General features: G+C 51.3%; 14 protein-coding genes and 1 other RNA gene. 6 read left to right on the plus strand and 9 right to left on the minus strand.

Annotation, left to right across the window (positions count from 1 at the left end; genetic code table 11):
* Window positions 1-36: 36 nt before the first annotated feature.
* The 3 genes from gcvP to gcvT form a co-directional block, all read right to left on the minus strand.
* A complete protein-coding gene (gene gcvP / locus DEU29_RS03660; RefSeq protein ID WP_133538897.1) occupies window positions 37-2,925 on the minus strand; it encodes an aminomethyl-transferring glycine dehydrogenase in 2,889 nt (962 codons plus the stop codon).
* A 110-nt stretch (window positions 2,926-3,035) separates the two neighbouring features.
* Window positions 3,036-3,425 (minus strand): glycine cleavage system protein GcvH, encoded by a 390-nt coding sequence (gcvH, locus tag DEU29_RS03665; RefSeq protein ID WP_133538898.1) that lies wholly within the window; start codon window positions 3,423-3,425, stop codon window positions 3,036-3,038.
* A 34-nt stretch (window positions 3,426-3,459) separates the two neighbouring features.
* Complete coding sequence (gene gcvT / locus DEU29_RS03670; protein ID WP_133538899.1) at window positions 3,460-4,539, minus strand: glycine cleavage system aminomethyltransferase GcvT; 1,080 nt, start codon at window positions 4,537-4,539, stop codon at window positions 3,460-3,462.
* 135 nt (window positions 4,540-4,674) lie between these two features.
* Between gcvT and DEU29_RS03675 the strand changes: the two genes are divergently transcribed.
* Window positions 4,675-5,529: a LysR family transcriptional regulator gene (locus DEU29_RS03675; RefSeq protein WP_133538900.1), complete on the plus strand. Its 855-nt coding sequence runs from the start codon at window positions 4,675-4,677 to the stop codon at window positions 5,527-5,529.
* A gap of 170 nt (window positions 5,530-5,699) precedes the next feature.
* Here DEU29_RS03675 and DEU29_RS03680 read toward each other — a convergent pair whose 3' ends face one another.
* From DEU29_RS03680 to DEU29_RS03695, 4 genes are read right to left on the minus strand one after another with little or no spacing between them, the layout of a single operon-like run.
* The gene (locus tag DEU29_RS03680) at window positions 5,700-6,869 is read right to left on the minus strand and encodes an FAD-dependent oxidoreductase (protein ID WP_133538901.1); all 1,170 of its coding nucleotides are present in this window, start codon (window positions 6,867-6,869) and stop codon (window positions 5,700-5,702) included.
* Window positions 6,866-8,017 carry a 2-octaprenyl-6-methoxyphenyl hydroxylase gene (gene ubiH, locus DEU29_RS03685; protein WP_133538902.1) on the minus strand — a complete coding sequence of 384 codons (1,152 nt, stop codon included), beginning with the start codon at window positions 8,015-8,017 and terminating at the stop codon, window positions 6,866-6,868. Before ubiH ends, DEU29_RS03680 begins: the two co-directional genes overlap by 4 nt.
* On the minus strand, window positions 7,999-9,321 hold the full coding sequence (gene pepP, locus DEU29_RS03690) for a Xaa-Pro aminopeptidase (RefSeq protein ID WP_133538903.1): 1,323 nt from the start codon (window positions 9,319-9,321) through the stop codon (window positions 7,999-8,001). Before pepP ends, ubiH begins: the two co-directional genes overlap by 19 nt.
* A gap of 46 nt (window positions 9,322-9,367) precedes the next feature.
* Window positions 9,368-9,934, minus strand: a complete 567-nt coding sequence (locus DEU29_RS03695; RefSeq protein ID WP_133538904.1) for a UPF0149 family protein — start codon at window positions 9,932-9,934, stop codon at window positions 9,368-9,370.
* A 145-nt stretch (window positions 9,935-10,079) separates the two neighbouring features.
* Here DEU29_RS03695 and zapA point away from each other — a divergent pair, with 145 nt between their 5' ends.
* Together zapA and ssrS are read left to right on the plus strand one after the other, a co-directional pair.
* Window positions 10,080-10,394 (plus strand): cell division protein ZapA, encoded by a 315-nt coding sequence (gene zapA, locus DEU29_RS03700; protein WP_133538905.1) that lies wholly within the window; start codon window positions 10,080-10,082, stop codon window positions 10,392-10,394.
* 20 nt (window positions 10,395-10,414) lie between these two features.
* A non-coding RNA gene (ssrS, locus tag DEU29_RS03705) (6S RNA) lies at window positions 10,415-10,602 on the plus strand.
* Between the two features lie 16 nt (window positions 10,603-10,618).
* On the opposite strand, the gene DEU29_RS03710 is transcribed toward ssrS, so the two are convergent.
* Entirely contained in the window at window positions 10,619-12,187 is a 1,569-nt protein-coding gene (locus tag DEU29_RS03710; protein ID WP_133538906.1) for an amidohydrolase family protein, read from the minus strand.
* 43 nt (window positions 12,188-12,230) lie between these two features.
* Here DEU29_RS03710 and DEU29_RS03715 point away from each other — a divergent pair, with 43 nt between their 5' ends.
* From DEU29_RS03715 to serA, 3 genes are all read left to right on the plus strand, one after another.
* Window positions 12,231-12,812 (plus strand): 5-formyltetrahydrofolate cyclo-ligase, encoded by a 582-nt coding sequence (locus DEU29_RS03715; protein ID WP_133538907.1) that lies wholly within the window; start codon window positions 12,231-12,233, stop codon window positions 12,810-12,812.
* 85 nt (window positions 12,813-12,897) lie between these two features.
* On the plus strand, window positions 12,898-13,560 hold the full coding sequence (gene rpiA / locus DEU29_RS03720) for a ribose-5-phosphate isomerase RpiA (RefSeq protein WP_166635872.1): 663 nt from the start codon (window positions 12,898-12,900) through the stop codon (window positions 13,558-13,560).
* Window positions 13,561-13,602: 42 nt separating this feature from the next.
* Complete coding sequence (serA, locus tag DEU29_RS03725; RefSeq protein WP_133538908.1) at window positions 13,603-14,838, plus strand: phosphoglycerate dehydrogenase; 1,236 nt, start codon at window positions 13,603-13,605, stop codon at window positions 14,836-14,838.
* Here serA and phoU read toward each other — a convergent pair.
* Window positions 14,835-15,557, minus strand: a complete 723-nt coding sequence (phoU, locus tag DEU29_RS03730) for a phosphate signaling complex protein PhoU (protein ID WP_133538909.1) — start codon at window positions 15,555-15,557, stop codon at window positions 14,835-14,837. The two genes, serA and phoU, sit on opposite strands and share 4 nt — an antisense overlap.
* Window positions 15,558-15,563: the final 6 nt, after the last annotated feature.

Genomic DNA, 15,563 nt, shown 5'->3' on the forward strand with positions numbered 1-15,563 from the left:
CTTTAGTGCTGTAGAGCACGTGCGCCGGGGCGCACGCTACCGGTATTCGTCAATGCTCGGGCAGGAGCACATCAGGTTGCGGTCGCCAAACACGTCATCAATACGGTTAACGGTTGGCCAGAACTTGTCGTAGCCAACGGCTTCTACCGGATAGGTTGCCGTTTGGCGGTCGTATGGGCGATCCCATTCAGCATCAGTAATATCCGCTAGGGTATGCGGTGCATTTACCAGCGGGTTATTGTCTTTCGGCCAGTCGCCGGCGGCAATCTTATCGGCTTCTTGCTTAATGCTAACCATCGCTTCGATAAAACGATCCAGCTCAGCTTTAGACTCAGACTCTGTCGGCTCAACCATAATGGTACCCGCTACCGGGAAGCTCATGGTTGGCGAGTGGAAGCCGTAGTCCTGCAGACGTTTAGCAACGTCGATTTCGGCAATGCCGGCCGCTTCTTTTAACGGACGCAAGTCGATAATGCACTCGTGTGCAACGCGGTTGTTACGACCACGGTACAGGATCTTGAAGTGTTTGCTTAACTGCTCAGCCACGTAGTTTGCGTTCATAATAGCCACTTCAGAGGCTTCACGCAGACCGCGGCCACCCATCATGGCAATATACATCCACGAAATTGGCAGAATGCTGGCACTACCAAACTGTGCACCCGATACGGCGCCGTTACCGGTTTTAGTCGACTCGATGTTGATCACGCTATGGTTTGGCAAAAAGTCTTTCAGGTGTTCTTTAACACCGATGGGGCCCATACCCGGACCACCACCGCCATGCGGGATACAGAAGGTTTTATGCAGGTTAAGGTGCGATACGTCAGAGCCTATGTAACCTGGCGAGGTCACGCCAACCTGAGCGTTCATGTTGGCACCGTCCATGTAGACCTGGCCGCCGTAGCTGTGGACTAAGTCACAGATTTCGCGAATGCCTTCTTCGTATACACCGTGCGTAGACGGGTAAGTGACCATGATGCACGACAAGTTATCGCCGGCTTCTTCAGCTTTCGCTTTCAGGTCAGCCATGTCGACGTTGCCGTGTTTGTCGCAGTCTACGACCACGACTTTCATGTTCATCATTTGCGCTGAGGCCGGGTTAGTACCGTGCGCCGAGCTTGGGATTAAGCAAATATCGCGATGTCCGTCGCCGCGGCTTTCATGGTACTTCTGAATCGCCAGCAGACCAGCGTATTCGCCTTGCGCACCGGAGTTAGGCTGCATCGACAACGCGTCGTAACCGGTAATATCAATTAACCAGTCAGACAACGTCGATACCAATTCAGCATAACCCTGCGCCTGATCGACCGGGCAGAACGGGTGCAACTGGCCAAACTCAGGCCAGGTGACCGGGATCATCTCAGCGGTTGCGTTAAGCTTCATGGTGCACGAACCCAGCGAAATCATCGAATGATTTAATGCTAAGTCTTTGTTTTCCAGCTTTTTGATATAACGCAGCATTTCGGTTTCTGAGTGGTACTCGTTAAATACCGGGTGCGTTAAAAAGTCCGACTGGCGCACCAACGCCGCAGGAATCGACTCAACGTCACCGCTTGCAACACGGCTGTCTAATACGTCGATATCCAGGCCGTGATTTTCGCCAAACAAGACAGTAAACAGGGCTTCGACATCGTCACGAGTTTTGGCTTCATCCAGGCTCACACCAAACACGCCCTCGCCGTCGTTGCGCAGGTTCAGCTGTGCTGCCTTAGAGCGCGCCAACACGTCTGCCGCGTTGTCTTTCATTTCGAAAGTCAGGGTGTCAAACCAATGACCATTTTGAATCTCTACGCCTTTGTCTTTTAAGCCCAGCGCCACGATGTCGGTCAGACGGTGGATACGATTAGCAATACGACGCAGGCCTTGCGGGCCATGGTAGACCGCATAAAACGACGCCATGTTAGCCAGCAGTACCTGCGCGGTACAGATGTTTGAATTCGCTTTTTCGCGGCGGATATGCTGCTCGCGAGTTTGCATTGCCATGCGCAATGCAGGGCGGCCGCGGCTGTCTTTGGACACACCAATTATGCGACCCGGCAATGAACGCTTAAACTTGTCGCGAGTTGCGAAGAACGCGGCATGAGGACCGCCGTAACCCATAGGAACACCAAAGCGCTGAGCGTTACCGAACACCATGTCGGCACCCATTTCGCCCGGAGACTTAAGCATCAACAAGCTCATTAAATCAGAGGCAACGGCAACGATGGCCTTTTTCTCTTGTAACTCGCCAATCAGCTGCTCGATATTATGCAGCTCACCAGTTTTATCCGGGTACTGTAATAACGCACCGAACACGTCATGGTCAGAGGCCTCACGCGCCGGACCTACAATGATCTCAAAACCGAAGTACTCTGCACGTGTTTTAACTACGTCGATGGTTTGTGGGTAAACGTTGTCAGCAATATAGAACGCATTCGACTTTTTATTTTTCGATACGCGTTTGGCCATCGCCATTGCTTCGGCGGCCGCAGTCGCTTCATCCAGCAACGAGGCGCTGGCCAAATCCAGGCCAGTTAAATCCATGGTCATTTGCTGGAAGTTAAGCAGTGCTTCCAGACGGCCTTGTGCAATCTCCGGCTGATACGGCGTGTACGCTGTGTACCAACCCGGGTTTTCCAGTACGTTACGCAAGATCACGTTAGGCGTTACGGTGTCGTAATAGCCCATGCCGATATACGACGTAAAAATTTGATTCTTTTTGGCTATCGCTTTCAGCGTTGCCAACGCTTCGCGCTCGCTTTGTGGCTCGCCCACCTGCAAAAACGGTTCGCGCAGGATAGTACCCGGCACCGTGTCTTTAGTCAGCGCTTCCAGCGAATCCGCACCAAGCACCTCAAGCATCGCTTTTTGCTCGTCAGCGCTGGGGCCAATGTGGCGGCCAATAAATTCGTCGTGATGTTCTAATTGCGTCAGGGTAGTACTGGTCATTTACCTCGGCCTCGTACAAATAGGAAAATTTTCTGTGTAAGAAAAACAACGAACCCCGGCTGTTGGCTCCGGGGTTCGCGACGTTCCATGTCTGCTAATGCATGACGAAATTAATCTTCGTCAATTGACGCTTCATAGGCGTCTGCGTCCAACAGGTTTTGCAGCTCGCTACTGTCGTCCGCTTTAATTTTGAATAACCAACCGTCGCCATACGGGTCGTTGTTGACGGTTTCTGGCGAATCTTCCAAATCTTCATTAATAGCAACGACTTCGCCGCTAATGGGTGCATAGATATCGGATGCCGCTTTTACTGACTCAGCGACTGCAATATCGTCACCGGTTTCGACTTTATCGCCAACATCAGGCAACTCGACGAATACCATATCACCCAACAGGTCCTGGGCATGCTCACTGATACCAATGGTGAAGGTACCGTCACCCTCGTCGCGAACCCACTCGTGGGTTGATGCATACTTTAAATCGGCTGGAATGTTGCTCATAATGACTTCCTGTTATTAGTCTATAAAAACGTGATTATAAAACAGATTGACCGTTTCGCACGAAGCTTGGCTTAACGACTTTTACCGGTACTTGCTTCTTACGCATTTCTACCTCGGCTGTATCACCAACGCTGGCCGGTACACGAGCCATCGCGACAGAGAATCCAAGTGTAGGCGAGAATGTACCAGAAGTGATGATACCTTCGCCACCTTCAACGGTCACTTTTTGACCGTGACGCAGTACCCCTTTTGCTTCCATTACCAGACCAACTAACTTGTCGTGGCCCTTTTCTTTTAAAGCTTCTAATGCTTTGCGGCCAATAAAGTTGCGGTCTGCCGGTTCAAACGCCACACTCCAGCCCATGTTTGCTTCCAGCGGGGTAATGTTCTCGTCCATATCCTGGCCGTACAGGTTCATGCCAGCTTCCAGACGCAGGGTATCACGCGCCCCCAAACCGCACGGTGCAACATCGGCTTTTAACAGAGCATCCCACAGCGCTTCCAGCTGCTGCGATGGCACGACAATTTCGTAGCCCTTCTCGCCGGTGTAACCGGTGGTAGCAATAAAGTAGTCGTCTACTTGTTTACCCACAAATGGTTTCATGCCGTCAATTTCGGCGTACTGATCTGCGCTAATTACCTGTTGGATTTTTTCTGCCGCGTTAGGACCTTGCAGCGCAACCATGCCCATGTCGTCACGTTCGTTGGTGGTTACGTCAAAATCAGCAGCGACTTTTTCGATCCAGGCTAAATCGCGATCACGGGTCGCTGAGTTGACTACCATACGGTATGAGGTGTCAGAGAAGTGATAAACGATAAGGTCGTCAATAACACCACCGCTTTCGTTTAACATGCTGGTGTATTGTGCTTTGCCTTCGGTTTTTAGCTTGGCTACGTCGTTAGCAAGCAAGTAGCGTAAAAACGCCTGAGCTTGCGCACCTTCAACATCCACAATGGTCATGTGCGAAACATCAAAAACACCGCAGTCTCGGCGCACGGCGTGGTGCTCTTCGATTTGCGAGCCGTAGTTCAATGGCATATCCCAGCCATGGAAGTCGACCATTTTGGCGCCGGCTTTGACGTGTGCATCATACAACGGAGTTTTGCTGCCCATAACGCGATCCTTTTAAAATAATGACGAGCTAATGGGCGCAAATTATAGGCGTGATCGGCTTAAACTAACAATGAATATTGTTTATAATTGCATTAATTATTTAAATACCCTATCTCGACTTTATAAGGCTTTATAATGAAGCACTTGTCCCTTGAGGCGTTGCGAAGTTTTACTGCAGTCATTGAGCTGGGCAGCATGACGGCGGCCGGAGAACGTATGGGCCGCTCGCAGCCGGCCATTAGCCTGCAGCTAAAAAAGCTGGAACAGCAAATTGGTGTTGAGTTACTCACACGACACGGTGCCGGCTTTGCCCTGACCGCCGATGGCGAAGTGTTATTTGATTACGCCCAACGTTTGTTAGCGCTTAATGATCAGGCCTGGGCGCAATTCGAACCGCAGCAAGTCAGTGGTAAAGTACGGCTGGGTATTACCAGTGAGTTTGCCTCTAGCTTGTTGCCTAAAGTTTTAGGGCAATTCGCGCAGGTCTACCCACAGGTTACGCTGCAGGTGACGTCAGCGCTGAGTAAGGACTTACTGGCTGGATTGGGTCAGCAATTTGATATTATTCTGGCACTGCGGGAACAGACCAATAAAAGTGACGTGCTGATTCAGCGCGAGGAATTAGTCTGGGTGGGCTCACCGGCGTTATCGCCGGCGCTGCTTGAACAACCCAGTTTACCCCTAGTCGTTGCCCCCGAAGGCTGCATTTACCGGCGCCGCGCCGAACAAAGCCTGCAACGTATTCATCAACCTCATCGTATTACCTACACCAATACCGATTTTTCCGGTCTGACGGCCGCAATCAATAGTGGACTGGGTATCACGGTGCTTGCTCGCAGCACGGTCCCGGACGCCATTTCTGTTATCGATACACTACCCGATGGCAAGCGGTTGCCTCATCCGGGCTCGGTTAACGTGATCATGCGGCTCGCGGGCGGTGCATCCACCGCAGCCTCGCAGTTAGCGGACTACCTAAAAGCCAGGATCTAGGCTCGCTGTGCTCGCGGTTTAGGGCTACGCCGGTTTGGGCTTGCTGCGCTCGTGGTGTAGACGCTACGCGTGGTGTCGGGCCTGCGGCCGTTAAGCCGCGAAGCCTAAACCGCGAGCGCAGCGAGCTTATACCGCGAGTGCAAAGCACGAGCCCAAACCACGCGAAGCGTCTACATCGCGAGCTGCGCTAGCCGGCGCTTTAACGGAGTAAGCTTATTGGGTATCGCGAAGGCGATGGCGCGCATGCCTTTCACCAGCGGATTAGCGGTGCCAAAGCCACGTTTGAAAGCTTCCATACCGGCGATCATCAGTTGGGTGTCGGCGCGGCGTTCGCGGCTGTATTTACTTAATGCCTTGTTCAATTCAACAAGGGATTTTAAATCCCTTGTGTCTAAATGTTGCGCCAGTGCTCGCACATCGGCAAAACCCAAATTTGCACCCTGCCCCGCCAATGGATGAATGGTATGCGCGGCATCACCGGCTAACACAATGCGGCCATGCTGCCACTGCCGGGCGTACTGCATGCGCAGAGGGAAAGCCTTAATATCAGAGACACATTTACAGCCACCTAATACTCGTTGTGACTCGGTTTCTACGTGCTTGGCAAAGCGCTCTGCCGATTCATGTAACAACTGTTCAGCCAGCGCCGTGTCAGCCGACCAAACAATCGACACAGTGTGCGCATCGGGAGTCGGCAGCAACGCCAGCGGTCCGGTCGGCAAAAATATCTGCCGCGCGACGCCGCCATGAGGCTGCTCCGTTTTAATATTAGCGACAATACCCTGTTGCTCATAATCCCAGAACGTTACGGGTAATTCGCTCCATTGCCTTACCAGCGAGCGACCACCGTCAGCGCCTACCAACAACGACGCAAAGACTAAGTCATCACCCACTTTTATTTCGACCAGACTATCGGCATCCCCTTCGTTAAGCAGTTTCCACTCGTCAACTTGCTGAATATCAACACCCAGTTGCAGTGCCTGCTGCCACAAAAAGTGCTCAACCACGTTATTTTCGGCAATCGCACCCAAGTCGTCCTGATTAATTTCTGCGGCACTAAACTCGATGTGTGCAGGGCTGTCTTTATCCCACACTTCCATGCTGGTATAAGGCCCAATGCGGTAATCGTCAATCAGCGGCCAGGCGCCGCAATCCCGCAGTACCTGACGGCTGCGATTATTAAGCGCACTGACACGCAGCGCGAGCTCATCGCTTAATTGCGGCTGCGAATGACGCTCCAACACAGTCACCTGACGTCCTGCCTTGGCCAGTAAACACGCCAGGCTCAAGCCAATCATACCGGCTCCGACAATGACAATGTCTGCTTGTTGTCGTCTCATACCCTCATCCCCATGGTTAAGCGAGCGAACGCAGACTTTAACGGCGCTATATGATGCAACCCCAGTAATGCCATATTGCGCGGCACCACCATCGGCCCATAGTGGTTGGAAAAGCCTCTGACTAACAAATCGGTCAGGTTGATAATGGCATCGTAATCCTGCTGGCGTTTGTTGTGGTAGTCATTCAACACCGAAAATTCGCCCGGGTCGTTAACCCGCGCCAGCGACGCTACCAGCGTCTCGACATCACGCAGCCCCAGGTTAAAACCCTGCCCTGCAATTGGATGTAACGCGTGTGACGCATTGCCAATTATCACACTGCGGTGACGAATAGAGCGCGTTGCCCGCCGTAATTGCAGGGGATAAAAAAAGCGCTCCGAGGTAGCGGTTATTGCGCCGGCCCGATAACCAAATGCCTGCTGGCAGGTTTTGATAAAATGTTCATCCTGCCAGTGCCTTGCCTGTTCTGCCGCGTCGCCGGTAAAGGTCCAGACCAGCGAAGCCTGATTATTGGGCATCGGTAACAATGCAATCGGGCCGTGCTCGGTAAAACGCTCGTAGGCCCAGCCATTGAGGGGCCGATCCAGGGTTAAGGTAGCAATACAGCCAACCTGGTCATACTCTTCGACCTCGCTGGGTAAACGAAGCGCTTCGCGTACCAAAGAATGCTGACCATCCGCTCCCACCAACAATTCGGTCGCGAGTTGTTGCCCGTTATCGAGTTTGATATCTATCTGCGCTACCTGCTGATCGATGGTCTCGACCCGACTCGCACTAAGCCATTCGACATTCGGTAACTGTCGGCAACTTTCGTATAACCGCTGAACCAACTGAGCCGCAGGCACGACCACGCCGAGCGCGTCGACACCCTCGGTTTCGGCGTGTAATTCTGTTGCCCCAATAAAGCCGCGGTCGCTGATGTGAATGTGCTCGATTGGGGTTTGTGTAATGTGCTCATTCAGCACACCGAGTTGTTTTAAACGTTTTGCCGACGCGGCCGCCAACGCAATGATGCGCTTATCCTGAGGTGGTCCATCGGCACGAGGTTCTACCACCACAATCGGCCAGTCAGGCCGTTTTTGCGCTAACATTAAGGCGGTTAGCGCACCGACCAGACTACCGCCGGCAATTACAACTTTTGCATCCACGCTTCTATCTCTTCCACCGTTTTCGGTACTGACGCCGTCATGTTCTGAAAGCCGTCTTCGGTAATAACTAAATCGTCTTCGATACGAATACCAATACCGCGCCAGCGCTCATCTGCGCCTGATTCGCGCGAAATATAAATACCCGGCTCAACCGTAATAACCATACCCGGCTCCAATTTAACCGGTTGGTTGTCAGCATCTTTGTAGCGGCCGACATCATGTACATCCAGACCCAACCAGTGACTTAGGCCGTGAATAAAGTATTTTTTCCAGCGCTGCTGTTCGAAATTCTCGTCCGCATCCCCTGTTAAAATTTCCAGTTCTGTCAGGCCATCATTGATAACACGCGCCGCTGCCTGGGTGGCTTGATTCAGGTCAGAGCCGGGTTTGATTTTTTCAAATGCGGCCAGCTGCGCTTTTAAGACCAATTCGTACAACAGCTTTTGTTCATCCGAAAATTTGCCGTTAACCGGGAAGGTGCGGGTAATATCCGCAGCATAGCCCTGATATTCAGCGCCGGCATCGACAAGTACCAGATCGCCGTCGTGTAATTGGTCGCGGTTATCGGTGTAGTGCAGCACACAGGCATTGGCACCACCGCCGCAAATCATGCCGTAGGCCGGGTATAATGCGCCATTCATGGCAAATTCGTGATGCAGTTCAGCGCCCAGTTGATACTCATACGCGCCAGGCTGGACAAATTTCATGATGCGTTTAAACGCGTCGCTGCTAATGCGCGCGGCTTCCTGCATTACTTGCAGCTCGTGCGCCGATTTGATTTGTCGCATGCGATCGACCAAGGGTCTGAGATCGTCGATACGGTGCGGGACCTTGTTACCGCGTTTTTCGGTCTCACGCAAATACGCCATTGCCTGGTGAACCTGATGCTCGAGCTCTTCGTCTTCGCCTAAAATTAAATAGACGCTCTCGGCACCGTTGAGTGTTTCGGGCAGGCGTTCGTCGATTTCTTCGATATCAAAGGCCTGTTCAATACCCAGAGCGTTGGGTGCATTGTGATACCCCAGCCGCAGTCCATGCCAAACTTCGGCATCCGGATCTTTGTCCTGACAATAAAGTGTGCTGCCGGCGTGGTCAGACACCGTGCTTAACACCAATACCGCATCCGGCTCGTTAAAGCCCGTCAGATAATGAAAATAGCTATTCTGTCGAAATGGATATTCGGTATCGTTGCTGCGCGTCAATTCTTGGTTTGCAGCGACCAACGCCACCACGTTATCGGGTAGCTGTTCGAGCACGCGTTTACGGCGTTGTAAAAACTCATCCTGGGGTATCACGGGTTTCATCAGTTCACCTCTTAACGAGCAACTTAAAACGAATTTTTATAACCAATTAATGAAGTGTTTTACTGATATCATTAGCCGCCGGCTGGTGACGTCCTAATTCGGTAAAGCACATCATGGCAGAAATACGCAGGTATTCAGCGACTTCAAAATAAGCACGCTCCGCGTCTTCGCCTTCTTCATCATCAAAGTCCAGTTTGGCAATTTCGATCATGTCATCCAGCGCTTCGCGTAAATCGCCGGAAGCCGTTGCTACGCTTGACTGGTTTACGCCAAAACCGACCAAAAAGGATTGCACCCAGCCACCTAAGGCCTGTAAGCGGTCCACCAAAGGTGCTTTATCGTCGGGTAACAACAACTGATAACCCATATCACGATCGCCCAATGACACCTGAATTTCTTCGGCCTGCTCGCGGATAAGATTTTTCAGCTCTGCCGGCATGGCGTTGCCGTCATAGGCCAGGTCAGTCATTAACGTCAGCAGTTCATCACTGTCGGCGCGCGTACCGGTTGCAATTAGGCCGGTGAGCATGCCCTGTACTTCGGCAGCCGAGGGCGTCATATCAAACTGCGCGAACATTTCCGCTAAGCGGTCATAATTAAAACGTGTCGCCATTGTAAAAGTCCTTGAATTCGCTTGCTTACATCCTAACACTGGCCTTTATAATACGCTAGCTGACAAGCGCTCGCCGCTCGTGTCATAATAGTGGGGTTGGCACAGATTACTGTGTTGTTAGAATAATAAGCAGGGAGTCTGCAAAATGGCAGGTCGTACCATGGATATCACCCTTTTGGACAGAAACTACAAAGTTAACTGCCCGGCGGGTCAGGAAAGCGCGTTACAACAAGCTGCGGATGCGTTAGATGAGCGTCTGCGCGACACCAGGGAGCGCACCAGTCTGACCAACGTCGAACAAATTGCGGTGATGACAGCGTTGAACCTGTGCCACGAATGGATTCAGGATCAAAATGATCAAGCTGCACGCACGGCTAAATTGGAAGAAAAGATCCAATTACTGCAGGCAACCATAGAACAAGCAATGAGTGAACAACGATCGCAGCGCGGTTCACGCTAAATTAAAGTACCCTTTTCTGCGGTTTCCTGGGGCGTACGACACGTAGGCGAATGTCCCTGAGCCGATGCTTATATCTAAAGGGGACCACTGGCCCGTCATGAGCAAGCCCGACACGTATCGGGAAGCCTACGATGGATCCCATTTGCTCCCCGCCTTGAACCAATGGGTTCAAGGGCTAACGCCCAACAACGGCGCCGCCGGGAAACCACCCTATTTAAAAAGCATCACTGGCGTGATGCTTTTTCTTTAGCAACAATACGTTTTACATCTTCAAGCAGTGCTTGTGCATCGTAAACAATGCCGTCCTTGATGGTGTATTTGATACCCTCAGTACGGATCGGCTGGTTGTCGTCATTTAATTTAAAATGACCGGTACCGTATAGCACTTTGAAGTTAGCCAACGGGTTTTCTTTTACAATCACCATATCGGCTTTTTTACCCAGTGCGATACTGCCAATTTCGTCTTCCATGTCGAGTGCTTCTGCGCCAGCTAAGGTTGCTGCATGAATCACTTCTAGTGCGTTCAAACCTGCCTCACGCAGCAGTTCCATTTCGCGGATGTAGCCAAAACCATAAATTTTGTAGATATAACCCGCATCTGAACCCAGGGTAATACGGCCACCATTGGCGTGGTAATCTTTCAAAAACGCCATCCATTTTTGGTAGTTTTTCTTCCACGCAATTTCGTTATCGGTGGTCCAGTCAAACCAATACGAACCATGCGCATAGCGGCTCGGCTCGAAAAAGTCCCATAACCGCGGCAGAGTATATTCATCGTGCCAAATTGCCTGACGTTCACGCATCAGATCGCGCGACGCCTCATAAATGGTTAAGGTCGGGTTAATGGTAAAGTCTAATTCGATCAGCTCGTCGCGAACCGCATTCCATTTTTCAGAGCCTGGCTCCGCCGCCTGTTGCCACAGTTTTCCAGCTTCTTCAAAGCGGTGTTGTTCATTGTTGTAATTGTAATGCGCCGGATAGTTCTGAATTCGTTTGTCTTCAAACAACGCTTCGGGCAACCCATACCAGTGCTCCATAGAAGTTAAACCGAGCCGCGCAGAGTCCAGTGCATTCATCGACATCACGTTAAGCTGCGCATGATGCATCATGGTTCCCAAGCCCTGTTTGTTGGCTTCATCAAGCGCCGCTTCCATCACCTTACGTGATGCGCCAAAAAACTTAATACCGGCGGCGCCGCGTTTTTTGATGTAACGCACCCAGTCACGTGCCTGCTCAGCGTTATAAATGGGTTCCTCCCAGCCCTGTCCAAAGCCCACATAAGGCACAATGCGCGGCGAGGCAATATCATTGTCTTTAGCCTCAGCCTGATGCCATTTTACCCAGTCCAGACCATTAAAGCTGCCTGGCTCACGAATGGTAGTAATGCCATGGCCCAGCCATAGCTTCAGCACGTACTCGGCAGGTATGCCCTCGGCTGAACCACCAATATGTGCATGCATATCGATAAAGCCCGGTAAAATATAGTGCCCGGAAACATCAATTTCTTTATCGTCGGCACCGGCTTTAGGCCGACGTGATTCAATCACCGGCACGCCCGGATTACCAACGCTGACAATTTGCACGATACGGTCATCTTCAATGATAATATCAACCGGCCCCTGTGGCGGTGCGCCCTCGCCGGTAATCACAGTACCACCGCGTAAAATTAAGCGCTCGTATGGGCCATCACCCTGGGCTCGTTCCGGCGCTTTGGGTGGCGCCTGCCATGCCAGAACTGCACTGCTCATCGTCAGCGCGACGAGTCCGACTAACATCGTTTTTAATGCCTTCATCGGTTATCCTTATTGTCATTGTTATTTTACCTATCGCTTTAGCATGACCCGAGATGCCTTAAGACGCAAGTTACAGCAGACCAGAGCACAGCTTTGTGAGGCCAGCCGCAAGCAGGCAGCCGAGGCGGTCGCGGCGCGCGTAAAACAGCGGCTAGATTTAAACCACGGCGGCATTGCAGCAATTTTTAAAAGCTTTGCTGCAGAGCTGGATACAACCCCAACTATCAACGCGTTATGGCAGCAGGGTATAACCACCGTATTGCCAGTGTTACATCCCTTCAGCAAAGGACATTTGCTGTTTTTACGCTACAACCCGCACACAACGATGATAAAAAACCGTTACGGTATCGCCGAGCCAGCGCTTGATTGTCAAAACATTGTTCCACTGGCACAAATCGATTGGCTATTTATGCCGTTGGTTGGCTTTGATCGACAGGGCAATCGTCTGGGCATGGGCGGCGGTTATTACGATCGCACCCTGGCGCGATGGCGCGACGGCTTGTTAACGCAGTTAAGCCCCATTGGGCTTGCCTACGACCAACAAGAAGTCGAATCCATTCCGGTTGAGTCCTGGGACGTACCTATCCCTGAGGTGATTACGCCGACAAAACATTGGCGTTTTTAACAGATGTTGCGGTGCAGTCAACCGTAAAAAGCCGTATACTAAACATTGATTTTTTTGCGCAACAAATAAACAGGAAAAATTGATCATGGCAGCAAGCGACGAAATGAAAAAAGCAGCCGCGGAAGCAGCATTAGAGTACGTCGAGAACGGTACCATTGTCGGCGTAGGCACGGGCTCGACCGTTAACTTTTTCATTGACGCGCTGGCAACCAAAAAAGACGATATCGAGGGGGCTGTATCAAGCTCTGAAGAATCGACCGCACGTTTAAAAGCGCATGGCATACCCGTTTTTGACTTGAACGCGGCAGGCCCGGTACCGGTTTATATTGATGGCGCTGACGAAATTAATGAGCACGGTCAAATGATAAAAGGCGGTGGCGCGGCGTTAACGCGCGAAAAAATTATTGCCGCCGTAGCCGAAAAATACGTGTGTATTGCGGACCAAAGCAAAATGGTTGGCATACTGGGCAAGTTCCCGTTGCCTGTCGAGGTTATCCCCATGGCTCGATCTTATGTGGCACGTGAAATTGTTAAGTTAGGTGGTGACCCGGAATGGCGTCAGGGCGTTACTACCGACAACGGCAACTGGATCCTGGACGTACACAACCTCGAGATCATGAAACCGATGGAGCTGGAAGACAAGCTCAATAATATTGTCGGTGTGGTTACCAACGGTTTATTTGCGGCTCGCGGCGCGAATATTGCCCTATTGGGTAGCCCTGACGGCGTTAAAAAATACGAATTTTAAACTCTCATAACCTATTCATCACTAATAAGAATAAAAACCACCATGAGCGTAGTAAAACAATCGTTGTCAAAAGACAAAATCAAAATCCTGATGCTCGAGGGCGTGCACCCCAGCGCCATAAAATTATTTGAACGACACGGTTACACCAATATGGAGGTGTTACCCAGTTCGCTGTCCGATGACGAGCTAATCGAAAAAATGAAGGATGTGCACATCGTTGGCATTCGCTCACGCACGCAACTTAACGAACGCGTGTTTGCCGCAGCAGAGAAACTGATTGCAGTTGGCTGTTTTTGTATTGGCACCAATCAAGTTGATTTAGCCGCCGCTAAGCGCCATGGTGTAGTCGTGTTCAACGCGCCCTTTTCCAATACCCGCAGTGTTGCCGAATTGGTATTAGCCGAGGTGATTATGCTGTTACGCGGCATTCCGGCTAAAAATGCCTCAGCCCACCGCGGGGGCTGGCTTAAATCAGCAAAAAACTCGTTTGAGGCGCGCGGCAAAACACTGGGTATTGTTGGTTATGGCCATATTGGTAGCCAGCTCAGTGTATTAGCCGAGCAACTGGGCATGCAGGTTATCTATTACGATATCGAAGACAAGTTGCCGCTGGGTAATGCGATGCCGGTGCACACGCTGGATGATCTGCTCAGTCAGGCCGATATTGTGACCCTGCACGTGCCGGAAACCGAGCAAACGCAGATGATGATGGGCGTCCGCCAATTTAGCCGCATGAAGCCCAACAGCCTGTTTATTAATGCCTCGCGCGGCACCGTGGTGGATATCGAGGCGCTGGCTTCAGCATTGCAAGGTGGCCACTTAGCGGGCGCAGCCATTGATGTATTCCCGGTCGAGCCAAAAGGTAACAACGAAGAGTTTTTATCACCCTTGCGTGGTATTGATAATTGTTTGTTAACTCCGCACATCGGCGGCTCAACCATGGAAGCTCAGGAAAATATTGGTACTGAAGTCGCGGGTAAATTAGTGCGTTACTCCGATAACGGGTCGACCCTGTCAGCTGTAAACTTCCCGGAAGTCAGCCTGCCAACACACGACACCACCCGTCGTTTGTTGCATATCCATAAGAATCAGCCTGGCATGCTTAACGCGATTAACAGTATCTTGAGTGAATATCAGATTAACGTCGCGGGTCAATATCTGCAGACGGACGAAGCCGTGGGCTATGTGGTGATGGATATTGACAGTAATAATGGCAGCGAAATACTTGCGCGGATGCGGAAAATACCGGGCACCATTCGTGCCCGGCAATTATTTTAATCGCGGTTTTTGCCCAGCACCGTGCGTTCCATGCTCTCTGGCGATACATGACGCACGTCTTTGCCTTTAACGAAAAAGATGATGTATTCAGCAATGTTCTGACAGCGATCGCCCATCCGCTCCAACGAACGTGCTGACCACAGTACATCCATAATTTTCGGGATCGAACGTGAGTCTTCCATCATGTAGGTCATCAATTGACGCGTCAGTGCTTCGTACTGACGATCCGCCTGCTCATCCTGTTGATGCACTTCGTATGCCGCCTCTAGATCCATGCGAGCAAAAGCGTCCAGCACTTTACGCAACATGCCCAGAATGTGCTGTCCCAGATTCTCCAGGCTAACCAACAGTTGCTGCTGGTCTTTGCTGAAGCTCTCTTTCGCCACTTTAGCAATACGCTCAGCTTCGTCACCGATGCGCTCAAGATCAGCTATGGTTTTGATGATCGCAATCACCAACCGCAAGTCGCTGGCAGCCGGCTGGCGTTTAGCGATTATATGCACACACTCTTCGTCTATCTGTACTTCCAGCTTATTGATCTTGTGATCACTGCTCAGTACTTTTTCGGCCAACTCAACGTCCGCTGTTTGAATCGCTTCGAGGGCATCGCTGATTTGCTGTTCAACCATGCCACCCATGCTTAATACTTTATTACGGACCGCTTCCAGCTCCTCGTTAAACTTTCCGGAGATGTGTTTGCCCATATTCATTTTATCCATCACTGT

Source organism: Idiomarina aquatica (assembly GCF_004362895.1).
Taxonomy (GTDB): Bacteria; Pseudomonadota; Gammaproteobacteria; order Enterobacterales; family Alteromonadaceae; genus Idiomarina.